A 22,892-nucleotide genomic window follows, 5' to 3' on the forward strand; every position below is an offset into this window, starting at 1 on the left:
GCCGACGTTCGATGCGCAGCCTTGCTCGTCAGGCGTCGGCGAAGAGGGGGTCGTACGGCGTACCCGCGCGGCGGCCGGCCATGAAGGAGAGGAAGTCGCCGACGAAGGCGCTCTTGCCGTGGGCGCCGCCGGTGGTGACGAGGTCGCGGTGGAAGGCGGTACGGAAGAGGGTTCGGTACTCGTCCGCGTCGATGCTCCCGTTGCCGTCCTGGTCGGTGGCGTCGAAGAGGACCTCGGCAACCCGGATGAGCGCGGGTCCGGCGAGGGAGGGGACGGCGGTCGCGTACTCTTCGGCGCTGACGCGGCCGTCGCCGTCCGTGTCGAGGGCGGCCTGGAGTTCGCGCCACCAGGCGGCGAAGGCATCGTAGAGCCGGGTCTCCTCGGGCTCGTCCAGGTCGAGTCGGGTGGAGAGTTCGCGGGCCATGGCCGCGAGGTCGGGCCAGTCGAGGTGGCCGTCGCCCGTCTGGTCCAGCACCTGTCGGAAGAACTCCTCCGCCGAGCGTCGGTTCTCGTCCGTTCCCCTCGGGGGTGCCGGTTCGAAGTCGGCGTCGCCGCTGAGCGGTGTGAGGAGGCGGAGCAGGGCCGATGCCCGCTTCATGCGGGCGCGCAGGGCGGTCAAGGTGCGGGCACGGGGGTCATCGCTGTCGGGCGAGAGCGAGAGGGCTTCGATGATGCTCTCGGCGTTGATCCAGCCCTCGGGCAGGAATCGGGTGAGCCCCGCAGCGAGGTACGCGCCCTGCATGAGGGTCGCGGCGCCCGGCATCTCGGGCAGGCCGGACCGGCGCCGGTAGGGCTCGGGGAGCGAGGCGACGGTGATCGCGCCCAGGAGCGGACCGACCACGGCGCGGCCGGCCGCCCACAGCGTCGGCGCGCCGTCGAGCAGCGCGGGAGCGGGAAGGTGGTCGAAGAGCCGGTAGAGGATGACGCGGACCGCCTCGGTGTTCTCCAGCTCGTTCTCGACGACCCGGTCGAAGTACCGCCAGAAGTCGTTCAGGTCCTCGGGGAGTTCCGCGGCGTCGCCGTCGAGCGCGGCGAGGTACGCACGGTACTCGGCGTACATCCGCTCCATCGTGTCCTGGTCGAGCGGCTGGCCGCTCAGCCGGCACATGGTGACGGCGCTCTCGAAGAGGGTGGCGACCACCCAGGCGCGGGTCGCGCGGTCCATGGCGTCGTAGGCGCGCCCGCGGGAGTCGGATCCGCTCATGCGGGCGTGCAGCCGGTTGAGCCGGGCGGCCTCCCGTTCGCGTTCCGCCGGGTCGGCGGCGAACATGCGCCGCATGCTGAGGAAGGTGTTGCGCAGTCGGCGCCAGGGATGGGTGACGAAGGTGGAGTTGTCGGCGAGGGCGGCGCCGATCTGCGGGTGAGCTGCCTCCAGGACGGTGGCGCGGATGATGGCCAATGCCCAGCGCGGGTCGTCGAAGAAGGCGCCGAACTGCGAATCCGGCCCGAACAGGGGCGCCTCATCGGCCGTTCCGGTGGTGTCGGTGATCAAGACGGGTCTCCGTTCGTCCGGGCGGGCACGCCGCCGAAGCGGCGGTCGCGGCGCCGGTAGGTGTGCAGGCAGGCGAGGAAGTCGGGGGCGCGGAAGTCCGGCCAGAGCACCTCGGGGAAGACCCACTCGGCGTAGGCGACCTGCCAGAGCATGAAGTTGGAGATGCGCTGCTCACCGGAGGTACGGACGACCAGATCCACGTCGGGAGTGTCGGGGAAGGGCAGGTGGTCCGCGAAGAGGCGTTCGGTCACCTCGTCGGCGGGCGTCCCGCTGAGGATCAGCGACCTCGCGGCCTCCACGATGTCCCGGCGCCCCCCGTGGTCGAAGGCGACGGTCAGCGTCATCCCCCGGTTCTCGGCGGTCAGGAGCGCCACGTCCTCGAAGTCCTGGGCCAGTGCCCGGGGGATCCGCGGGTCGCTGACCCCGAGGAAGCGGCAGCGGATACCGCGCGCGAGCAGCAGCGGTGCATGCTTGCGCACGACCCGCCGCACCAGACTCATCAGGAATTCGACTTCGCTGCCGGGGCGGTTCCAGTTCTCGGTGGAGAACGCGTACAGGCTGAGCCACTCCACGCCGGCGGCCCGAGCCGCCTCGATGACATCGATGACCGCGGCCTCGGCCGCCCGGTGACCCGCCGTACGGGGAAGCGAACGCCGTTGCGCCCAACGCCCGTTGCCGTCCATGACGCAGGCCACATGCCGCGGCCCCGCACGCAACGCCCGTTCCTCCTGCCAGTGCCCACCGGGTCCGCTGCCGCTCTGTGGCCCGTCCGGCGGACCCTCCATCACCGCACGTGCGCGCGGGACTCCGCGGTCCGTCACGCCCGGCCCCGCCCCGTCCGGAGCGGCGTGACCAGCCGTACCGTGCTCTTTCACGCCCACCCCGCCTCGCCCGATCCCCACCAGCGCATTCCGCCCCCGGAGTCTGGCAGGGCGAAAGGGCCGTGATCGGCCGAACGAGTGGCCATCACCTTTGACCCGTACGTTCGATTCCGTCCGCGTGGTGAAGCAGCGGACTCGCTCGCGCACGGGTCTTTCAAGGTTCAGAGTCGATGTTCGGAAGGCTTCTCCTTCCCACTCCCCGGTGCGGGCAGGGGGAGGGAGAACCAGACGGCTTTGCCCTCGGCCGTGGGCAGGGTGCCCCAGGCCTCAGCGAGGGAGTCGACCAGGAGCAGTCCCCGTCCGGACTCGGCGTCGTGCGGGGCGAACCTCGCCTGCGGGAGTACGGGGCTTCCGTCGCACACTTCGACGCTGAGTTCGCGCCCCGCCTGTCTCACGCGCAGCCGGACCGGGCCGCAGCTGTGGTTCACCGCGTTGGAGAGGAGTTCCGACGCGAGCAGGCACGCGGTGTCGCACAGCTGGTCGTCGCCCCTCCCCCACACGCCGAGGGTGGAGCGCAGGAAACGGCGGCCGGCGCCGACGCTGCTGGGCTGGGCGGGCAGCACCACGCTCTGCGAGGTCACCGGTGAATCGGGGATGTGAACGAGGAGCAGGGTGACGTCGTCCGCGTAGTCGTCGGCGTCGGGGAGCATCTCGCCGAGGAGGCAGTCGGCCATCACTTCCAGGCCGTCGACATGGGTGCAGGTCTTGCCCAGTGCCGAGGACAGCCGGTCGACTTGTTCCTCGATGTCGCTGCCCGGGGTTTCGACCAGTCCGTCGGTGTAGAGGGCGAGGACCGAGCCGGGTTCCACGGCGTGGCGGCTCTCGTGGTGTGGTACCTCGCCGACGCCGAGCGGCACGCTGACGTCGACGGCGAGGCGACTCACCTGGCCGTCGGGGGCGGCGAGGAGCAAGGGGAGGTGCCCGGCCGAGCAGACGGTCAGCTCCGCGGCGTCCGCATCGACGACCAGGTAGCAGCAGGTGACGAACTGATCCGGGAGTTCGCTGACCACCGCGTCGAGGGCGCGCATCAGCTGCCAGGGCGGCATGCCGGTCTTGGCCAGCGCGTGTGAGGCCGAGCGGAGTTGGCCCATGACGGCGGCGGCCTCCAGTCCGCGGCCCATGACATCGCCGATCATGACACCGACGCGGCCGCCTCCCAGGGGGATCAGGTCGAACCAGTCGCCGCCCACACCCGCGCCCTGGCGAGCCGGAAAGTACCGGCTCGCCGTCGGCATCCCCGGGACCGCCGCGGGCGATCCCATGAGGCTGCGCTGCAGGGTGAGGGCGACGTGGCGCTGCTGTTCGTAGAGTTCGGCGAGCTTGTCCTCGGCGGCCTTGCGGTCGCTGACGTCGCGGATGGCGGCCGACACGAGCGTTCCGTCCGGGGTTTCCAGGGGGCTGAGGCTGATCTCGACGGGGAACTCGCGCCCGTCCCGGCACAGCCCGTGCAGTTCCAGCCCGGCGCCCATGGGTCTGACCTGGCGGTCGACGAAGTAGCCCTGCCGGAAGTGGGAGTGATGACCGCGGAACCTCTCCGGGACGAGGATCTCGACGGGCCGGCCCAGGAGATCTGCCCGGGTGTGACCGAAGAGTGCTTCCGTCTGGGCGTTGACGAGTTGGATCGTGCCGTGGTCGTCGACGATGACCATCGCGTCGGGGGCGGCCTCCAGGAGTGCCCGGAACAGCTCCTCGGCCGCCTTGCGCTCGCTCACGTCGCGTACGGCCGCGGAGATGAGCAGGCCGTCGGCGGTCTGCAGGGGGCTGAGGCTGATCTCGACGGGGAACTCGCGCCCGTCCCGGCACAGCCCGTACAGCTCCAGGCCCGCCCCCATGGGCCGGACCTGACGGCTGGCCGCGTAGCCGAGCCGGTGGCTCGGGTGGAGCCCGCGGAAACGCTCGGGTACCAGGACGTCGATGGACCGGCCGAGCAACTCCTGCCGGGGGTGGCCGAACAGTGCTTCCGTCTGGGCGTTCACCAGCCGGATCACACCCGCGTCGTCCACGATCACCATCGCGTCCGGTGCCGCTTCCAGAAGGGCGCGGAAGGGTTCCTCGGTCGTTGTCGTCATGTCGCGCCTAGCACTCGCCGAACACCACCGAAAGCGACATCCGATCACGCCCTCACACGTCACCTCACCTGTTGACTGGAACATGTGCGCAAATGACCGGGTGCGACCACGGGCAGGAGCCGGCCGCGATCACTGATCCGCGAGGAGGCCGGGCAGTCCGCGCATGTCGTCGAAGACGACGGTGCCGGGGCCTTCGAGGCGGTCCGCGGGAACCATCCCCCCGGCGTAGGCGAACGCTCGCATGCCTGCGGCTCGGGCTGCTTGAAGACCGTACTGGCTGTCCTCGACCACGGCGCATGCCTCAGGCGCGATCCCCATCCGTCGCGCGGCGTGGAGGAACAGATCCGGGGCCGGTTTGCCGTGCTTGACCTCGGTGGCGCTGAAGATGCGGCCTTCGAAGCGCGGGTGGAGACCGGTGAGTCCCAGTGTGAAACGCATCTTGTCGTGGCTCCCGCTGGATGCCACGCAGGTGGGGAGACCCGTGAGGGCATCGAGGGCGTCGACGATGCCGGGGACGGGGGTGAGTTCGGCGGCGAGCGCATCGCGGTAGAGGGGCTCGAACTCCTCCTCCCAGTCGGCCGGCAGGCCGTACCCGAGGTGGGCCTCTATCTCCTTCGTCATCGACTGACTCGAACGGCCCATGAACCGGTCGACGATCTCGGCTTCGGTGAGGCTCCATCCCAGCTTGGCCAGGACGAGTGCATCCACGCGCACCGCGATGCGTTCGCTGTCGACCAGCACGCCGTCGCAGTCGAATATGACGAGTTCAATGGGGTGGGCCATCCCCGCAGGATAAGTGGGCTCTCCCAGGACCCACGGCCCGGGACCCACGGCCCTGGACCCACCGCACGGGGGCGGAGGGCCTCTTGCGCGACCGCCGCCGAACCGTTTTGGTGACTCCCGTCACTCAGGGGGCGAACGGGAAGGCAGCCACACATGGCGGACACCACGCGGACGGACACCGTGGGAAGCGAAAACCACGCTCCGCGCAAAGCGAGTTGGCGATCCATCGGCCCCGGAATCGTCGTGGCGGCGACCGGCGTCGGGGCCGGCGACCTCGTTGCCACGCTCCTCGCGGGCAGCAAGTTCGGCTACACACTGCTGTGGGCCGCGGTCATCGGATGCCTCGTCAAGATCTCGCTCGCCGAGGCGGCCGGCCGCTGGCACCTCGCGACCGGCCGTACCCTCTTCGACGGCTGGCACAGCCTCGGCTCCTGGACCACCGTCTACTTCGCGGGGTACGTCGTCATCTGGGGCTTCGTCTACGGCGCCGCCGCGATGTCCTCCAGTGCGCTCCCGCTGGCCGCGCTCTTCCCGGACGTCATGGACCTCAAGCTCTGGGCCGTGCTGTGCGGTCTGGCCGGGCTGGTCTTCGTCTGGTTCAACAGGTACGCCGTCTTCGAGAAGGTCATGACCGTCCTGGTCGGCGTGATGTTCCTGGTCACCGTGTACCTCGCGATCCGCGTCACGCCCCGGCTCGACGCGGCCTTCGCCGGCCTCGCGCCCGTACTGCCGGACGGGTCGCTGGTCTACACGCTCGGGCTGATCGGCGGCGTGGGCGGCACGATCACCCTCGCCGCGTACGGCTACTGGGTGAACGCGAAGGGCTGGACGAACACGAGCTGGATGAAGGTGATGCGGCTCGACAACCGCGTCGCCTACCTCACCACCGGGATCTTCGTGGTGGCCATGCTCATCGTCGGGGCCGAGCTGCTGCACTCGTCCGGCGTGGCCCTGGCCAAGGGCGACAAGGGGCTGCTCGATCTGAGTGCCGTCCTGGAGGAGCGCTACGGAAGGGGGACCGCCAAGCTCTTCCTGGTCGGGTTCTTCGCCACGTCCTTCACGTCCCTGATCGGCGTGTGGCACGGAGTGAGCCTGATGTTCGCCGACTTCGCCGCGAAGTTCCGGCCGTCGCTCGTCCCGGCCGGGACGAACCCGGCGAGGTCCCTGCCCTTCCGGGTCTATCTGCTCTGGCTCACCTTCCCGCCCATCAGCCTGCTCTTCCTGGACCAGCCCTTCGGGCTCATCGTCGTGTACGGAGTGATCGGCGCACTCTTCATGCCCTTCCTCGCCCTGACGCTGCTGTGGCTGCTCAACTCCTCGCGCACACCGGTCCAGTGGCGCAACGGCCTGCTGAGCAACGCGATGCTGGGGGCCGCCGGCCTGTTGTTCGTGGTGCTGTGCGTCCAGCAACTGTGGGACCTGCTCCGGTAGCGCTCACGCAGCAGCTGCGGAACCGAGCATGGCACCCCCTGCACACCGTCGCCTCTCGGCAGGTTGCACGAACTCCGGCCCCACGGCTTGCCGCGATTGCGCAGAGACGGGCTTCGAACCGTGCTCCAGGATGTGCGATCAAACAAGGTGTGAGCCGGATGTGACATCCGGTTCACCGTGACGACATGGGGAGTCGACCGTGCTCTGGAGAAAACTGCTCGTCCCTCTGACCTCGCTCGTGCTGGTGCTGACGGCCTCCGCCGGCGCGGGTGCGGCAGCGGCGCCCGCCGGTTCCGCTTCCGAAGCGGTCGCGGCCGACTACGGTGCTCCCGGCCCCTACGCCACCGCCGTGGAAGTCGGGGTCGTGACCACCCTCTACTACCCGCGCGACATCGCGACCAGCAACCGCCGCCACCCCGTCATCGTGTGGGGAAACGGCACCTTCGCCTTCCCCGTCGTCTACCGCGACCTGCTGCTGCACTGGGCCGGCCAGGGCTTCATCGTCGCCGCCGCCAACACCCCCCAGTCGAACCTCGGCGTCTCCATGCGCGCCGGCATCGACCTGCTCACGCGCCGGAACGCCGATCCCGGCAGCGCCTTCCACGACCACGTCGATCTGGAGCACATCGGCGCGTCCGGCCACTCGCAGGGCGGAGCCGCCGCCATCGTCGTCGGCGCGGACCCGCGCATCGACACCATCCTGCCCATCCAGCCCGGGCCGCTCGCCAACATCAACGAGGTGCACGTACCCGCACTCCTCCTGGCCGGACAGAAGGACAGCATCGTCTTCCCCTTCCTGGTCAGGGCCTTCTACGACGCCGCCGACCACATCCCGGCCGTCTACGGGGAACTGCGCGGCGCCGACCACTTCACGGTCGTGGGCGACCCCGGCCCGTTCGCCGCGCCCACCACCGCCTGGTTCAAGGCGCACCTGATGGGAGATCAGGCCGCGCGTGCCCAGTTCTTCGGGGCCGGCTGCGGGATCTGTACCGACAGCGGCACCTGGTCCGACGTCCGTCGCAACGGCCTCGTCGCCCAGTGACCCGTCCCCGGAGACTTCTTCCGCCCTGACCGGTGGCCGACCCGATCCGCACGTCGCCGCCCGCCCCCGTCCCCGACGCCGTACGGCCGGGGCGGGCGGCCCTCCTCACACGAAAGGACTGCGATGGATCTCATCGCGACCACCGGGCAGGGCAAGGTCCGGGGCCGTTTCCACAACGGGATCGCCACCTTCCTCGGCATCCCGTACGCCGCTCCGCCCTTCGGCCCCCACCGCTTCCGCGCTCCCGCCCCGGTCGAGCCCTGGGAAGGGGTGCGAGACGCGCTGGAGTACGGGCCCACCGCCCCCAAGCGCCCCTACCGTCCGCCCCTCGACCGGCTGATACCCGACCCCTCCATCGCCGGGGACGACTGTCTCAACCTCAACGTCTGGACGCCGTCCGCCGGCGAGGGCCGGCTGCCGGTCATGGTCTGGATCCACGGTGGTTCCCTGCGCAACGGCTCGGCGAGCCTGCCGCTCTACGACGGGGCCGCCTTCGCCCGCGACGGAGTGGTCCTCGTCTCCGTCAACTACCGGCTCGGCGTCGAGGGGTTCGGGGTCTTCCCCGACGCCCCCGCCAACCGGGGCCTCCTCGACCAGGTCGCGGCCCTGCTCTGGGTCCGCGACAACATCGCCTCCTTCGGTGGGGATCCGGCGAACGTCACCGTGTGCGGGGAGTCCGCCGGGGCGATCAGCATCGCGGCCCTCATGACCAGCCCCGCCGCGTCCGGACTGTTCCGCCGGGCGATCCTGCAGAGCGGCCCCCCGCACACGGTGTCGCGCCGCGAGGGCGCGAAGGCGGTGCGGGCGATGGCGAAGAGACTGCGGATCCCGGCCACCGCCGAGGCGTTCGCCGGCGTGGACCGGGACCTGCTGCTGGACGCGCAGGCAGCGGTGGTCGACCGGTCGGACCCCATCGGCGGCGGTCCCGGGTTCCACATCGTGGCCGACGGCGACCTCGTACCCGCCGACCCGCCCCTTCCCCGGGCCGACCTGCTGCTGGGATGCAACCGGGAGGAGTACCGGCTGTGGTTCGTACCCGGCGGCACGGTGGACCGCGTCAGCCGGCTCACCCTGCGGCTCGCCCTGCTCAAGTTCCGTGTCCCGCGGCGGGTGGCACGGCTGTACGGAGCCACCCGACCGCACGCCAAACCCGGTGAGCTCCTCGGGGAGATGGCCACCGACCTGCTGCTGCGGGGCCCCCTCAACCGCCTGGCCGACTCCCGGCCCGACCGCACCTTCGTCTACGAGTTCGCCTGGCGCTCGCCCGTGATGGGGCTCGGCGCGTGCCACGCGCTGGAACTCGGCTTCGTCTTCGACAACCTGCGCGCCGCCGAGGGCCTGACCGGGCCGGACGCCCCCCAGCCACTGGCGGACGCCATGCACCGCGCCTGGGTCGCCTTCGCCGCCACGGGAGACCCGGGCTGGCCGGGCTGGAACGCGGACCGGCCCGTCATGGTCTTCGACCACCCCGGCTCCGGCCCGGTCCTCGCGCCCCGGCACGAGGAACTCCGCGCCTGGCTGTGACCGCCGACGGGCGTCATCCGGCGATGCCACGGTGATCCGCGGGCCCGGCCAGGTCCCTGGCGACGAGCGCTGCCTGGATCAGCCGGGCCTGTGCGGGAACCGCGAGGTCGAGGCCGGTCAGCGTGCTCACTCGCTGCAGCCGGTAGTCCAGGGTGTTGCGGTGCACGCACAGATCCGACGCCGTCCGGCGGCGGTTGAGCCCGTGCTCCACGAACACGCGCAGCGTCTCGAGCAGAAAGGGGTGCTCCTCCAAGGGGTCGAGCTTGGCCGCCAGCCGTACGAGGCCGTCCCCGGGGCGCGCGATCTGGTGCTCCAGCAGCACGTCGTCGAGGCGGTAACACCCGGGCGGGCGTCCCAGGCGCAGTACGAGGTCCAGTACGCGGCCGGCCTCCTGCGCCGCCGCCGGGACGGCGGCCGGGACGGCGGAGCGGGCGGCGGCGGCGCGCACGCTCTGCCCCACGTCCTGCTCCAGCCGGGCCACCAGGCCGGGCACGTCGGTACCGCCCGGCAGCAGGGCGATCCAGGAGACGTGGTCCATCAGCACGGGGATCCCGGTGAAGGCGTCGAGCGAGGACTGCACCAGCCTCGTCGGCGGGTCGGACTCGAACGCGAAGGCGACCACCTCGTGCTCGCCCACCACCGACACCCGGGCCACGTCGGCCAGCTCCTCGTACGGCCGTCCCGCCAGCAGGGCGCCGAGCAGGGCCCGGCGTACCCGCTTGTCCTCGCTGTGGAGGTCCTCCTGGGCGTTCTGGTGGGCGAGGACGACCGCGGGCAGCGCGGCGTGCAGGCAGGCGAGGAGCCTGCCGCCCGCTCCGGCCAGCTCTCCGGGCTCCGCGACCTCGGTCAGCGTCTGCCACCACACCTCGGCGCCGATCAGGTACGCGGTGATCACCGCTTCGAGGGGGACGCGCTCCTCGGCCCGGCGCGCCGACCACTCGATGAGCCGGGTCAGGTCGCCCGGACCCATCGACCCCCCGCCCCCGTCACGCAGGGCCCTGAGCAGCAGCGCGTGCACCGCCTCGATGGAGCGCGCGACCTCGCCCTGGAGGGTGGCGCGGGGCAGTGCCCCGTAGAACGGCGCCTCCGCCGCGCAGCGCGCGACCACGACGGCGGTGAGGTCACCGACGCGGGCGGCCATCCGGGCGTGCAGGTCCGACATCGGCGCATCGTCACACCGCCCCGGCCGTGCCGTCAATCGCGGCTCCCGGTCCGGCGACGGGGGCCGTGCGCGCGGCGTGTGCCCGAACCGCTCGCGGCGCGCGTTCATGCGCAGGCTTCTCGCAGCTCGCGCTTGAGCACCTTGCCGCTGGGGCCCAGGGGCAACTCGGGGAGGAAGCGTACGATCCGCGGGTACTTGTGCCGGCCCAGGCGCTCCCGGCTCCAGGCCACGAGCTCTTCCTCGGTGACTTCGTCGCGCAGCACCACCACGGCGCAGACCTCCTCGCCCCGGGCCGGATCGGGCAGTCCGATGACGGCGACCTCGGCGACGGCGGGGTGGCGGGCGAGCACCTCCTCGACCTCGCGGGGGTAGACGTTGTAGCCGCCCCGGATGATGAGGTCCTTCTTGCGGTCGACGATGGTGAGGAAGCCGTCCTCGTCGCGCACGCCCAGGTCGCCGGTGCGGAACCAGCCGTCGACCAGGACCGCGGCGCTCGCCTCGGGGTCGTCGAGGTAGCCGGCGAAGACGTTGTGCCCGCGGATGACCACCTCGCCGACCTCACCGTCCGGCAGGAGCGCTATGTGCCGCTCCCGCTCGGGGTCGGCGATCGCGGCCTCGACGCCCCACACGGGGTGGCCGACGGTCCCGGGACGGCGGCCGGTGGTGCGCTGGTTGAAGGTGGCGGCCGGGGAGGTCTCGGTGAGCCCGTAGCCCTCCAGGATCTCGGTGCCGAAGGCCGCCTCGAAGCGCTCCAACAGGGCGACCGGGAGCGCCGCGCCGCCGGAGACGCACACCCGGAGCGCCGCGGGGCGTCGTTGGTCGTCCGCGGTGGCCCCGGTGAGAGCGTGGTACATCGTCGGGACCCCCATGAATACGGTGACCCGCTCGTGGATCATGGTGTCCAGGGCGGCCTGGCCGCTGAAGCGGGGCAGCAGGACGAGGGTGGCACCGGCGCGCAGGGTGGCGTTCATCGCGCAGCTCTGTCCGTAGCTGTGGAACAGCGGCAGACAGCCCAGCACGGTGTCGTCGGGTGTCAGGCCGAGCAGGTCGCCCGCGCAGACGGTGGCGTTCATGACCAGGTTGAGGTGGGTGAGCCGGGCCCCCTTGGGCCGGCCCGTGGTGCCGCTGGTGTAGAGGATGGCGGCGGTCTCTGTCGCCGTCACCGTCGCCGTCTCTGTCTCTGTCGCCGTCTCTGTCTCTGTCGCCGTCGCCGTCCGCTCGGCCGCGTAGGGCAGCCGTTCCTCTCCGGCACCGACCTCAAGCACCTCGATGCCCGCCGCGACGGCGGCCGACTGCGCCACCGGCCGCAGGGCCCCTCCGCTGACGAGCGCTCTGGCGCCGCTGTGCCGCAGTACGTACGCCACCTCGTCGGCCACCATCAGTGCGTGCACCGGTACCACGGTCGCGCCGGCCGCGAGGACCGCGTAGTAGGCGCGGGGGAAGTCCGCGGTGTTCGCCAGCAGCACCGCCACCCGGTCGCCGGGGCCGATCCCGCGGGCCCGGAGGACGGCGGCGAAGCCCAGGACCTCGTCCCACAGGCGCGCGTAGGTGAGGCGCAGCTCCCCCTCGACGACGGCGATGCGGTCGGGGTGGCGGCGGGCCGAGTCGGAGAGCAGGGTGGCGACGCTGAGCTGCACGGTGGCTCCTTCATGCGGGTGGTGGCGGCACCGTCAGAATCGGGGACGGGTCCACTGCGCGGCCATGTGCATCCGCACACCGTTCGTACCGTCCGTCTGGGCGTAGGCACCCGGGCTTCCGCGCGGACGGTGCATATGCCTAACCTGCTGCCATGAACGACGAGGAGCGGACGCTGCGTCGGCAGCTTGCGACGGCTCTGCTCGCGGACATCGGCCGCCTCACCGATGCCCTGACCGCCGACATCCGCGCGCACAGCCCCTTCTACGCGTCCGGCCGGACCGTCTCCCATGCGGATCTGCGGGTGACCTGCCGCCGCAACGTGGAACTGGCGCTCAACGATTTCGGCGAGCTGCCGTCCGGCGGCCGCCACATCGAGGCCGCCGCCACCGAGACCGGACGGCTCCGCGCCGAGCAGGGCGTCCCGCTGGCCACCGTGCTCCAGGCGTTCCGGCGCGGCGGCCGGGTCATCTGGCAGGCGCTGGCGGACCGGATGCGCGACCGGCCGCCGGCACAGCAGGCGATGCTCGGCGACATCGCCGGCGCCCTGTGGGAGACCATCGACCGGTTCTCGTCCGCCATGGCCGACGCGTACGGACTCACCACCGTGGAGTTGCAGCACCGGGAGGACTCCCGGCGCGGATCCCTCTTCGAGGCGTTGCTCGACGGGCGCGGCAGCGACCCGGCGGTGGCCGCCGCGGCGGCCACGGCCCTCGGGGTGCCCTCGCGCGACCTGTACGCCGTGGTCGTCGTCGCCCAGAACCCGGCGTCGCCGGCCGAGCCGGGGCCCGCGCTGGAAGCTGCCGGGCTGTGGTCGTTCTGGCGGCCGCGCACGGAGGTCCTCGCCGGCCTGGTGCGGCTCGGCTCCACAGTGCCCGAGGAGTTGACGCGGATCCTCCGGGGGGCGGTGCGCTGCGCCGCGGGGATTTCGCCGCCGTTCGAGGAGCTGACCGCGGCCGACCGGGGGCTGCGGCTGGCGGGGCGTGCGCTCGCGACCCTCCCGCAGGGCACCGGGCAGGTCGCGGCGCTCGACGACCGGCTGGTGCACGCCGTGCTCTGCGCCGACCCGGAGATCGCTCGACGAACGGTGGGGCGCTATCTCGACGGTGTCCTGCGCAGCGGTTCGGAGAGGGCTGTGCTGCTGGAGACGCTGCGCGTCTGGCTCGACGAGGGCTGCTCGGCCTCCCGCACCGCCGAGCGGCTCTACTGCCACCGCAATACGGTGCGGGGCCGCATCGGACGCATCGCCGAACTGACCGGCTGGTCGGCGGAATCCGGCGAGGCCCGGCTGGGCTGGGCGCTCGCCCTGCGGGCACTGGGAGGAGCAGCGACCTGAGTACGAACGATCGGGCAACTGAGTACGAAACCCAGGGCACTTACGGCACCCGGGGCGGTTCAATGGACCCATGGTCGATACGAACAGCGCGCAGACGCAGGCCTCATCGGCACGGCGCACGAGGCCGTGCCAGTGGTGCCGGCGCCCCGTACCGCAGCGCTTCCTGCTGATGCCCAAGCTCCACTGCAACAGGAACCACTGGCTGAACGACGTGCGCGACAATTTCTGGCGCAAGCTGTTCGAGCACGGCTGAGCGCCCGCCCATGACACTGCGAGCGCCCCGCCAACCTAACTACGGTACGTCTCCAGCAGCCGCAGCCAGATCTCGCTGATCGTCGGGAACGCCGGAACCGCGTGCCACAGCCGCTCGATCGGGACCTGACCCGCGACCGCGATGGTCGCCGCGTGCAAGAGTTCGGCCGCGCCCGGTCCGACGAAGGTGACGCCGAGCAGGATCTCGCGGTCCAGGTCCACCACCATGCGGGCCCGCCCCCGGTAGCCGTCTGCGTACAGACCCGCTCCGGAGACCTTGCCGAGGTCGTAGTCCACGGCCCGGACCCGGTGGCCGGCGCGCTCCGCCTCCGCGAGGGTCAGGCCCACCGATGCGGCCTCCGGGTCGGTGAACACGGCCTGCGGGAGGGCTTCCGTGTCGGCGGTCGCCGCGTGCGCGCCCCAACGACCGGTGTCGAGCGGCGTGTTGCCCGCCGCCCGGGCGGCGATGACGGCGCCCACGATCCGGGCCTGGTACTTCCCCTGATGGGTGAGCAGGGCCCGGTGGTTCACGTCGCCCACCGCGTACAGCCAGTCGATCCCCGGGACCCGGCAGCTGTCGTCCACCGCGATCCACCCGCCCGGAGTGAGGCCGACGGTGTCCAGGCCGATGTCCTCGGTGCGCGGGGAGCGCCCCGTCGCCACCAGCAGCTCGTCGCCCTCCAGCGTCTCGCCGCCTTCGAGCAGCACGGTGACGGGCCCGGTCGAGCCGTCCCGTACGACGGACTCGACGGCCACTCCCGTACGGACCACCGCGCCGGCATCGCGCAGCGCCTCGGCGACCAGCTCCCCGGCGAAGGGCTCCATGCGCGGCAGCAGCCCGGACCCCCGTACGAGCAGGGTCACTTGGGAGCCGAGGGCCTGCCAGGCCGTGGCCATCTCCGCGGCCACCACCGACCCGCCGACGATCAGCAGCCGGCCCGGCGCCGCCCGCGCCGACGTGGCCTCGCGGCTGGTCCACGGGCGGGCGTCCCCCATGCCCGGCAGGTCCGGGATCACGGCCCGGGTGCCGGTCGCGACGACGACCGCGTGCCGGGCGGAGAGCACGTGGTGCTCCCCCTCCGGGCTGGTGACGGCGACCTTGCGGACTCCGTACAGCCGCCCGTGGCCCCGGTACACGTGGGCGCCGACCGACTCCAGCCAGTCGATCTGGCCGTCGTCCTTCCAGCTCCCGGTCCAGTAGTCCCGGTGCGCGAACACCGCTTCCGCGTCCAGGGGACCGGCCACGGCCTCCGCGAGACCGGGCACCCGGCGCGCGTCGGCCCGGGCCAGCGCCGGGCGCAGCAGCGCCTTGCTGGGGACGCAGGCCCAGTACGAGCACTCGCCGCCCACCAGCTCGCTCTCGACCAGCGCCGTGCTCAGCCCGGCGGCGCGGGTCCGGTCCACGACGTTCTCGCCGGCCGGCCCCCCGCCGAGGACCACTACGTCGTACTCCACCGCTTCGCTCATCGGGCCAGTCTCACCGCACGACGGGGGCCCGTCACGTAATCAGGCGTCCGGCGTGCCGGGCTCCTCGGCCGTGGCACCGGCGGCGCCGGCCTGCTCGGCGGCGATCTTCGTGCGGACCTCGTCCATGTCCAGGGCGCGGGCCTGGGTGATGAGGTCGGTCAGCGCCGCCTCGGGCAGTGCGCCGGGCTGCGAGAAGATCGCGACCTGATCCCGGACGATCATGAGGGTCGGGATCGAGCTGATCTGGAAGGCCGCGGCCAGCTCCTGCTGCGCCTCGGTGTCCACCTTGGCGAAGAGCAGGTCGGGATTGGCCTCGGCGGCCTTCTCGTAGACCGGGGCGAACTGCAGGCAGGGGCGGCACCAGCCCGCCCAGAAGTCGATCAAGACGAACGAGTTCTCGCTCACCGTCTGGTCGAAGTTCTCCTTGGTGAGTTCGACAGTAGCCACGGTTTTCCAGACCTCCAGAGTGCTGTTCTGCTTGTTTTCCCTGAACGAACGACCGGCTCGAAGCATTCCTGACCGCACCCGATGCACGCAATGCGCGAAATGAGCACAATGAGCCCATGAACCACACCGGCCCCGTCTCCCCCGGCGCCGCCACCGCTGCCGCCGCCCCGCACACCGTGGAGTTCCTCCGCCGGCTGTACCCCGGCGAGGACCCGGACCGTGCGGCCTGGGGTGTCCGGATCGACGGTACGGACCTGCGCACCCTCGTCGCCGAGGCCACCCGGGCCGGCTGGTCGCAGGAGTGGGACACCTCCGAGGAGCCCCCCGACGGGCGGGAGGCGTACCTCATGACCCAGCACGCCCCCCTGGTCATGGACGACGACGCACACGCGCGCCGCCACTTCCTCGGCGACCCCGATCCGGAACGGCGCGAGCCGGGGACCGGCTCCATGGCCCTGCTCGGATGCATCTGCGGAACGGACGAGTGCTGGCCCATGATGGCCACCGTCACCCTGACGCAGGACACCGTCACCTGGTCCGGCTTCCACCAGCCCTACCGTCCCGAGTGGGGCACCCTCGCCCTGGGGCCCTACGTCTTCCCGCGCCCGGCTTACGAGCAGGCCCTGGCGGCTCCGGTCCGGCTCCCCGGGCGCGGGCGGCTCTCCATCTCCGACGATTACTCCGACGAGCACGCGGATGACCACGTGGATGACCACGCGGACGGGGCAAGCGCCGAAGCCTCTGGGGAGACTCCCTAGAACGATTGCCCTAGAACGGCTGCTCTAGAACAGTCGCCCTAGAACGGATGCCCGCCCGGGGTCGCGCGGAGCGTGGTCCAGCGCAGCTCGGTGAAGGCGTCGAGGTTCGCCTCGCCGCCGAAGCGAGCGCCGGTGCCGGACGCGCCGACGCCGCCGAAGGGAGCCACCGCCTCGTCGTTGACCGTCTGGTCGTTGACGTGCGCGATCCCGACCGGGATCCGCCCCGCCAGGTCCAGTCCGCGCGCCGCGTCGCCGGTCACGATCCCGAGGGAGAGCCCGTAGGGGCCCGCGGAGGCCAGCTCCACGGCCTCGTCCTCCGTGGCGAAGGACCGTACGGGCGCCACCGGACCGAAGACCTCCTCCGCGTAGGCGGGGCTGTCGTCTCCGGCGCCCGCCAGCACCGTGGGCCGGTAGAAGAGGTCCTGGTGGGCGCCGCCCGCGACGAGTTTGGCGCCCTGCGCGGTGCTGGCTTCCACCAGGCCGTGGACCCGGTCCAGCTGGGACCGGTCGATGAGCGGCCCCAGGTGCACCCGCTCGCGGTACGGGTCTCCGACCGCGAGCTCCTCCGCGCGGGCGGCGAGCCGCTCCACGTACTCGTCGTAGAGCGAGGCGTGCACGAGGTGCCGGCCCGCCGTCATGCAGATCTGGCCCTGGTGGAAGAAGGAGCCCCAGGAGGCCTGTGCGACGGCCGCCGCCACATCGGCGTCGCGGAGCACGACGAGCGCGGAGTTGCCGCCCAACTCCAGGTGCGCACGCTTGAGGTGACGGCCCGCCAGCTCACCGACGACCCGGCCGCTCGCGGTGGATCCGGTGAACGAGACCACCCTGACCAGGGGGTCGGTGACCACCGCCGCGCCCGTCTCGGCGCCGCCGGGCAGGACGTGCAGCAGTCCGCCCGGCAGGCCGGCCGCCGCGAAGACGGCGGCGAGTGCGAGCCCGCCGCAGACCGCGGTGCGGCGGTCCGGCTTGAGGAGCACCGCGTTGCCGAGGGCGAGCGCGGGCGCGACCGAGCGGATCGAGAGGATCAGCGGTGCATTGAAGGGCGCCACCACCCCCACGACACCGACCGGTTCGCGGCGGGTGAACGACAGCCGCGGCGCCTCGCTCGGCAGCACCTGCCCGGCCGGGCGCGAGGCCAGGGCCGCGGCCTCGTAGCACTCCTGCGCGGCGACGTGCAGCTCGAAGTCGGCCTTGCCGGGGATGGATCCGGACTCCCGGACCAGCCAGTCCCGCAGCTCCTGCGCGTGGGCGGTGAACAGGTCACCGGCCCGGCGCAGCACGGCCGCCCGCTCCAGGTGGGTGGCCCGCGCCCAGTCGCGCTGGGCCGCGTGGGCCCGTACGGCGACCTCCGCGACGTCGGCCGGGGAGGCCAGGTCGATGGTCGCGAGGGTCTGGCCCGTGGCGGGTTCGACGACCGGGGCGGTACCTCCGGTGAGGGTGGGTCCGTCCTGCCAGAGCGTCGGATCGAGGAGCGGCATGGCGCGGGGCCTCCGGGTGCGGGGAGCGTGGCGGGGGGGTGGCGGCAGCACGCGCCATCGTGCCACCCCACCGCACCGGAGGCATCAATTCTCTTCGGTTGTAGAACAGTTGCCGCCCGACTATGACCGGAAACGATCGACCGGCCGGAGTCGGGTCAGCGCTCCAGCACGAGGGCGATGCCCTGTCCCACACCGATGCAGAGGGCCGCGATCCCCGTACCGGATCCGGCCGCCGCGAGCTGGTGGGCCACCGAACCCGCCAGCCGGGCGCCCGAAGCACCGAGCGGGTGCCCGATCGCGATGGCCCCGCCACGCGGGTTGACCACGGCCGGATCCAGCTCGGGCCAGGAGGCGAGGCATCCCAACGCCTGCGCCGCGAAAGCCTCGTTGAGTTCGAAGGCGGCCAGATCGGCGAACCCGCGGCCCGCCTTGGCGAGCGCACGCTCGACCGCCTCCACCGGCCCCAGACCGAAGAGCTGGGGCTCGATCCCGGTGACGGCCGACGCACTGATCCGGGCCAACGGCTCCCGCCCGGTGGCGGCGAGGCCCTCCTCGTCCGTCAACAGCAGTGCGGCGGCTCCGTCGTTGAGCGGCGAGGCGTTGCCCGCCGTCACCGTGCCGGTGCCGTCGCTCCGGAAGGCGGGCTTCAGGCGCGCGAGCGCCTCCGGGCCGGAACCCTCGCGGATGCACTCGTCGCGCGGCAGATCCACACCCGCGTACGGAACCACCTCGGCGTCGTACTGCCCGGCGGCCCAGGCGGCCGCCGCCTTGCGGTGGCTCTCCAGCGCGAAGGCGTCCTGCGCCTCGCGGGTGATGCCGTGCTTGTCGGCGACGAGTTCGGCGCCCTCGCCGAGCGAACCGGCCCACTCCGCGGGCATCCGGGGGTTGGTCATCCGCCAGCCGAGCGTGGTGGACCACATCTGCTGGTGCCCGGCGGGGAAGGCGCGCTCCGGCTTCTGCACCACCCAGGGGGCCCGGCTCATGGACTCGACGCCCCCGGCGATGGCGACGGAGGCGTCCCCGAGCGCGATGGCGCGGGCCGCCTGGACGACGGCTTCGAGCCCGGAGCCGCAGAGGCGGTTGACGGTGACTCCGGGCACCGTCACGGGGAGCCCGGCGAGCAGCACCGCCATGCGGGCCACGTCGCGGTTGTCCTCGCCCGCGCCGTTGGCGTCACCGAAGACGACGTCGTCGATGCGGGCCGGGTCCAGTGCGGGCGTACGGTCCACGAGCGCGCGCACCACGTGGGCGGCCAGGTCGTCGGGGCGGACACCGGCGAGGGCACCGCCGAACTTCCCGATCGGGGTGCGGACGGCGTCGACGACGTAGACGTCGCGGACGGTACGGATGCTCATGGAGTCCCTCCGAGGCGAGCGGGAGACGGCGCGGCACACCGACATCCCTGTCCGGCCCGGGGCACGCTCCGCCCGCGCCCGGTGGGGGCGCGCCCGAAGTCTCCGTCCCCCCGACCCCGCTGTCAACGGCCCCCGACCCCCAGAGGGGCCCCGACCTGCGCCTGCCCTATGTCTGCGCCCTGTCTGCGCCCTGTCTGCGCCCTGTCTGCGCCCTGTCTGCGCCGGCGGGCTGGATTGCCCGCAGGGCCATTTCAGCCCCGCCGGCGTTCGAGGCGCGGGGTCTGGGGCGGAGCCCCAGGGGCCCGGGCGCAGCCCCGGGCCGTCACGGGCGACCGGCCGGCAGCCGGAGCCGGGGTCTGGGTCTGGGTCTGGGTCTGGGTCTGGGTCTGGGTCTGGGTCTGGGTCTGGGCCACAGCGAGGCCGGAGCAGAGCGACCAGCTCACGTCGAGTCCCGCGGCACCGCCACCGCAGCCATCAGGTCATGCCTGCGCACCGCCGCCGAGGGCTCCCGTACCGCTTGGTCGACCAGCGCCGCCAGCCGCTCCCCCGTCGGCATCTCGATCTGCACCGTGCTGAGCCGCGGCCGCAGCAGCCGCCCGATCAGCAGGTCGTCCGCGCCCATGACGGCGACGTCCTCCGGCACGCGCAGCCCCACGTCCTGGAAGGCCCGCATCAGCAGCATCGCGTACTCGTCGTTGTACGCGAACGCCGCATCCAGCCCCAGCGACCCCCACTGCTCCGCCAGCTTGGCCGCCGACTCCTCCGAGTAGGCCATCCGCAGGGCCGCGATCTCCGCCCCCGCCACGGACCGTGCGCCCTCCAGGCGGGGCGTGGAGAACAGCTCCAGCCCCTTTTCCTCCGGCACGACGACCCCGATCCGGCGCCGGCCCTGCCCCACCAGGTGCTCCGCCGCCCGCGCGCCGACCTCCGCCTGGTCCATGACCAGCGCGTGCGCCCCGGCAACGGCCTGCGGCCCCATCGTCAGCACCGCGCGCGCCCCGGCGCGCTTGAGCGTGGCCACGTTGTGCGCGGACAGGGTGATCTCCCCGAGGGAGAGCACCGCGACCGGCCGCAGTTCGGCCCAGGCCCGCGCGGCCTCGTCGCCGGTGAGGCCGAGGCTGCCGTACTGGACCACCGTGTAGTCGAGGCCGCGCAGCGCCCACTGCAGCTCGTTGAGGAAGGTGCTGTAGAGCGGGCCGATCGGCACGTGCGAGGTGGGCAGCAGCACGATGCGCGTGTGCCCGGCGCGCAGGCTGCGGGCGGCCGCGTGGGGGACGTAGCCGAGCTCCTCGGCGGCCTCGCGCACCTTGCGGCGGGTCGGCTCGCTGATGCGTACGGCCTCCGCGTTGTTCAGGACGTACGAGACCGTCGCGCGCGACACTCCGGCGAGACGGGCGACGTCCGCGCTGGTCGGGACGGGCGCCGGCGACGGGGACGGCGACGTGGGGGGCTTCGGCGGCTTCGATGACTGAGACATTGCCGTGGCATCTTTCCAGACCGTTTGTGCCCAGGGGCTAGCGGATGGCCGGAAACCAATGCTACACAGTGGTTACACGATTCACTGACACGTGTAACCACGACGTCACCCGAGCTTCGTCAACGGTGTCTCCACACGTGTTCGTGCCGTGCCCAGCCGTGCCGCCGCCCTGCCGCGTTCCGTCGCACCCCCGCCGTCGCGACAGGGCGGCGCGCACTCCTCCCCACACCCCTCAGTGCACCCCTCCATACCCCTCGCCCCTCACCAAACTGCCCAGGAGGGCACCGTGGCCCTTTCCTCCCCCGGCACCGGCACCGCCGCCGCCACCACCGACGCCCCCGCCTCCCCGCGCGGCCTGCTCCCCTTGCTGCTCGTCGGCAACGGCGCCATGTACGCGCTCTACATCGGCGTCGCCGGCGTACTCCTCGCCCTCCAGGTCGAAGACATCGACGCGGCGAACAAGGTCGCCAACTTCGGCCTGATCGCGGGGGTCTCGGCGATCTTCGCGACGGTCTTCAACCCGGTCGCGGGCGCCCTGTCCGACCGCAGCGGACGGCGCAACCCCTGGATCCTGGGCGGTGGACTCGCCGCGATACCGGCGATGTTCCTGCTCGGCGCCGCGGACACGATCCTGCTCATCACCATCGCCTGGTGCCTCGGCCAGGCCGTGATGAACATCTACCAGGCCGCCATCACCTCCGTGGTCCCCGACCGGGTGCCCATGAGCGCCCGCGGCAAGGCCTCCGCCGCCGTCGGCCTCGGCCTGCCGCTGGGCTCGACCATCGGCGCCCTGATCGGCGCGGCCTTCTCGGACGACTACCGCACCGGATACCTGATCTTCGGCGCGATCGTCGCCGGCGCCGCCGTCCTGTTCACCACCTGCACCCGCGAGGAACGGCGCCCGGCCAAGCCCTCCATGCCGGTCAAGGCGCAGCTGGCCGCCTTCGCGAGCGCCCTCAAGGACCACGACTTCCGCTGGGCGTTCATCGGGCGGGCCCTGCTGGTCCTCGGCTACTTCGCGGTGAGCGGCTACCAGCTGTACATCCTCCAGGACCACACCGTGCTGCCGGAGGGCATGAAGCCGGAGGCGGCGGTCGCCATCATGATGCCGCTGACGAGCGTGGCGATGGTCGTCTCCACCGTCCTCGGCGGCTGGCTCTCGGACAAGTACGACCGCCGCAAGCTCTTCGTCGGCGCCTCCGCCCTGCTGTCCGCCGTCGCGCTGGTGATCCCGGCCCTGTCGACCAGCTGGACGGCCATGCTGGCCTTCGCCGTGATCAACGGCCTCGCCTTCGGCTGTTACATGGCCGTGGACACCGCGCTGGTGACGATGGTGCTCCCCAAGGCGGAGGACGCCGCCCGCGACATGGGCGTACTCAACATCGCCAACGCCGGCCCGCAGATCGTCGCCCCCTTCATCGCCTCGGTGATCGTGTCCCTGAGCGGCGGCTACACGGCCCTGTTCATCGCGGCCGCCGCCCTGGCGGTGGCGGGCGCCCTGGCCGTCAAGCCGATCCGAAGCGTCCGCTGAACAGACCGGGCACCCGAACCTCTCCCTGCGCACCACCCCTGACGATGAAAGGCACCACCGTGCAGCTCCACACCCACACCTGGGGCGAAGGCGACCGCATCGCCCTCCTGATCCACGGGATCATGGCCGACCACCGGACCTGGCGCCGGGTCGGGCCCGCCCTCGCCGAGCGCGGCTACCGCGCCATCGCCGTGGACCTGCGCGGCCACGGCGCCAGCGGCCGGGGCGAGTACAGCCCGGAGGCCTTCGCCGACGACGTGGTCGAAACGCTCCCGGCCGGCGCCGAGCTCGCCATCGGCCACTCCCTCGGCGGCCTGACCCTCTCGAAGGCCGTCGACCGCCTGAAGCCGAAGCGCGCCGTGTTCTCCGACCCGGCCTGGCACCTGGCGGAGCTCGGCGAGGGCTTCGGCCCCGAGATGTTCGCCCAGTTCAAGTCGGCGCCCAAGGAGCAGATCCAGGCGATGAACCCGCGCTGGGAGGAGGCCGACGTGGACGTCGAACTGGCCACCCTGGCCCTCTGGGACGAGGCCACCGCCCTGAGCCTGGCCCCGCTGACGGGCACGGACCTGCTGCCGGCGGCGCCGGTGGTCCCCTCCCTCGTACAGCTGGCGGACCCGAGCTTCCTGATCTCCCCGGAGCGCGCGGCGGTCCTCAAGGAGCGCGGCTTCGAGGTCCGCTCGGTCACCGGCGCCGGCCACACGATCCACCGCGACGACTTCGACGGCTTCATGGCATCGCTGGAGGGCTGGATCTAAAGACCGGCCCCCAACCC

Annotated in this window: 19 protein-coding genes; 8 read left to right on the forward strand and 11 right to left on the reverse strand. The window is 72.3% G+C overall.

Translation table 11 applies throughout. The features are described 5' to 3' along the window. Positions 1–28 precede the first annotated feature (28 nt). The 4 genes from OG276_RS03770 to OG276_RS03785 all read right to left on the reverse strand — a co-directional run bounded on the left by OG276_RS03770 (position 29) and on the right by OG276_RS03785 (position 5,225). Positions 29–1,492 (reverse strand): oxygenase MpaB family protein, encoded by a 1,464-nt coding sequence (locus OG276_RS03770; RefSeq protein WP_266902689.1) that lies wholly within the window; start codon positions 1,490–1,492, stop codon positions 29–31. Beyond that, on the reverse strand, positions 1,489–2,208 hold the full coding sequence (gene uppS, locus OG276_RS03775; protein WP_266902691.1) for a polyprenyl diphosphate synthase: 720 nt from the start codon (positions 2,206–2,208) through the stop codon (positions 1,489–1,491). Before uppS ends, OG276_RS03770 begins: the two co-directional genes overlap by 4 nt. A 326-nt stretch (positions 2,209–2,534) precedes the next feature. Further along, positions 2,535–4,442 carry a PAS domain S-box protein gene (locus OG276_RS03780; protein WP_266902693.1) on the reverse strand — a complete coding sequence of 636 codons (1,908 nt, stop codon included), beginning with the start codon at positions 4,440–4,442 and terminating at the stop codon, positions 2,535–2,537. Positions 4,443–4,571: 129 nt separating this feature from the next. Beyond that, positions 4,572–5,225: an HAD family phosphatase gene (locus tag OG276_RS03785; protein WP_266902695.1), complete on the reverse strand. Its 654-nt coding sequence runs from the start codon at positions 5,223–5,225 to the stop codon at positions 4,572–4,574. Between the two features lie 153 nt (positions 5,226–5,378). Between OG276_RS03785 and OG276_RS03790 the strand changes: the two genes are divergently transcribed. The 3 genes from OG276_RS03790 (at position 5,379) to OG276_RS03800 (ending at position 9,222) form a co-directional block, all read left to right on the forward strand. Further along, positions 5,379–6,656 (forward strand): Nramp family divalent metal transporter, encoded by a 1,278-nt coding sequence (locus OG276_RS03790; protein ID WP_266902697.1) that lies wholly within the window; start codon positions 5,379–5,381, stop codon positions 6,654–6,656. Positions 6,657–6,855: 199 nt separating this feature from the next. Then, a complete protein-coding gene (locus OG276_RS03795) occupies positions 6,856–7,698 on the forward strand; it encodes an acetylxylan esterase (RefSeq protein WP_266902699.1) in 843 nt (280 codons plus the stop codon). A gap of 123 nt (positions 7,699–7,821) precedes the next feature. After that, positions 7,822–9,222 carry a carboxylesterase/lipase family protein gene (locus OG276_RS03800; protein WP_266902700.1) on the forward strand — a complete coding sequence of 467 codons (1,401 nt, stop codon included), beginning with the start codon at positions 7,822–7,824 and terminating at the stop codon, positions 9,220–9,222. 13 nt (positions 9,223–9,235) lie between these two features. On the opposite strand, the gene OG276_RS03805 is transcribed toward OG276_RS03800, so the two are convergent. Together OG276_RS03805 and OG276_RS03810 are read right to left on the reverse strand one after the other, a co-directional pair. Continuing rightward, positions 9,236–10,384, reverse strand: a complete 1,149-nt coding sequence (locus OG276_RS03805) for a CdaR family transcriptional regulator (RefSeq protein ID WP_266902702.1) — start codon at positions 10,382–10,384, stop codon at positions 9,236–9,238. Between the two features lie 104 nt (positions 10,385–10,488). After that, positions 10,489–12,021, reverse strand: a complete 1,533-nt coding sequence (locus OG276_RS03810; RefSeq protein WP_266902704.1) for a long-chain fatty acid--CoA ligase — start codon at positions 12,019–12,021, stop codon at positions 10,489–10,491. A gap of 152 nt (positions 12,022–12,173) precedes the next feature. Between OG276_RS03810 and OG276_RS03815 the strand changes: the two genes are divergently transcribed. After that, entirely contained in the window at positions 12,174–13,355 is a 1,182-nt protein-coding gene (locus OG276_RS03815) for a CdaR family transcriptional regulator (RefSeq protein WP_266902706.1), read from the forward strand. A 70-nt stretch (positions 13,356–13,425) separates the two neighbouring features. Then, complete coding sequence (locus tag OG276_RS03820) at positions 13,426–13,608, forward strand: hypothetical protein (RefSeq protein WP_266902708.1); 183 nt, start codon at positions 13,426–13,428, stop codon at positions 13,606–13,608. A 35-nt stretch (positions 13,609–13,643) separates the two neighbouring features. Here the strand turns inward: OG276_RS03820 and OG276_RS03825 are convergent, their stop codons facing one another. Beyond that, complete coding sequence (locus OG276_RS03825; protein ID WP_266902710.1) at positions 13,644–15,074, reverse strand: NAD(P)/FAD-dependent oxidoreductase; 1,431 nt, start codon at positions 15,072–15,074, stop codon at positions 13,644–13,646. 39 nt (positions 15,075–15,113) lie between these two features. Beyond that, a complete protein-coding gene (locus OG276_RS03830; protein WP_323182306.1) occupies positions 15,114–15,587 on the reverse strand; it encodes a thioredoxin family protein in 474 nt (157 codons plus the stop codon). A gap of 50 nt (positions 15,588–15,637) precedes the next feature. Here OG276_RS03830 and OG276_RS03835 point away from each other — a divergent pair, with 50 nt between their 5' ends. Continuing rightward, positions 15,638–16,279, forward strand: a complete 642-nt coding sequence (locus OG276_RS03835) for a hypothetical protein (RefSeq protein ID WP_266902714.1) — start codon at positions 15,638–15,640, stop codon at positions 16,277–16,279. Positions 16,280–16,317: 38 nt separating this feature from the next. Here OG276_RS03835 and OG276_RS03840 read toward each other — a convergent pair whose 3' ends face one another. The 3 genes from OG276_RS03840 to OG276_RS03850 all read right to left on the reverse strand — a co-directional run bounded on the left by OG276_RS03840 (position 16,318) and on the right by OG276_RS03850 (position 20,589). Further along, positions 16,318–17,757 carry an aldehyde dehydrogenase family protein gene (locus OG276_RS03840; protein ID WP_266902716.1) on the reverse strand — a complete coding sequence of 480 codons (1,440 nt, stop codon included), beginning with the start codon at positions 17,755–17,757 and terminating at the stop codon, positions 16,318–16,320. Positions 17,758–17,912: 155 nt separating this feature from the next. Next, entirely contained in the window at positions 17,913–19,112 is a 1,200-nt protein-coding gene (locus tag OG276_RS03845) for a thiolase family protein (RefSeq protein WP_266902718.1), read from the reverse strand. A 439-nt stretch (positions 19,113–19,551) separates the two neighbouring features. Continuing rightward, the gene (locus OG276_RS03850; protein WP_266902720.1) at positions 19,552–20,589 is read right to left on the reverse strand and encodes a LacI family DNA-binding transcriptional regulator; all 1,038 of its coding nucleotides are present in this window, start codon (positions 20,587–20,589) and stop codon (positions 19,552–19,554) included. Between the two features lie 286 nt (positions 20,590–20,875). Between OG276_RS03850 and OG276_RS03855 the strand changes: the two genes are divergently transcribed. Beyond that, the gene (locus OG276_RS03855; protein ID WP_266902722.1) at positions 20,876–22,120 is read left to right on the forward strand and encodes an MFS transporter; all 1,245 of its coding nucleotides are present in this window, start codon (positions 20,876–20,878) and stop codon (positions 22,118–22,120) included. Positions 22,121–22,179: 59 nt separating this feature from the next. Further along, positions 22,180–22,875 (forward strand): alpha/beta fold hydrolase, encoded by a 696-nt coding sequence (locus tag OG276_RS03860; protein ID WP_266912509.1) that lies wholly within the window; start codon positions 22,180–22,182, stop codon positions 22,873–22,875. Positions 22,876–22,892: the final 17 nt, after the last annotated feature.

It is taken from the genome of Streptomyces sp. NBC_00086 (assembly GCF_026343255.1).
Classification (GTDB): Bacteria; Actinomycetota; Actinomycetes; order Streptomycetales; family Streptomycetaceae; genus Streptomyces.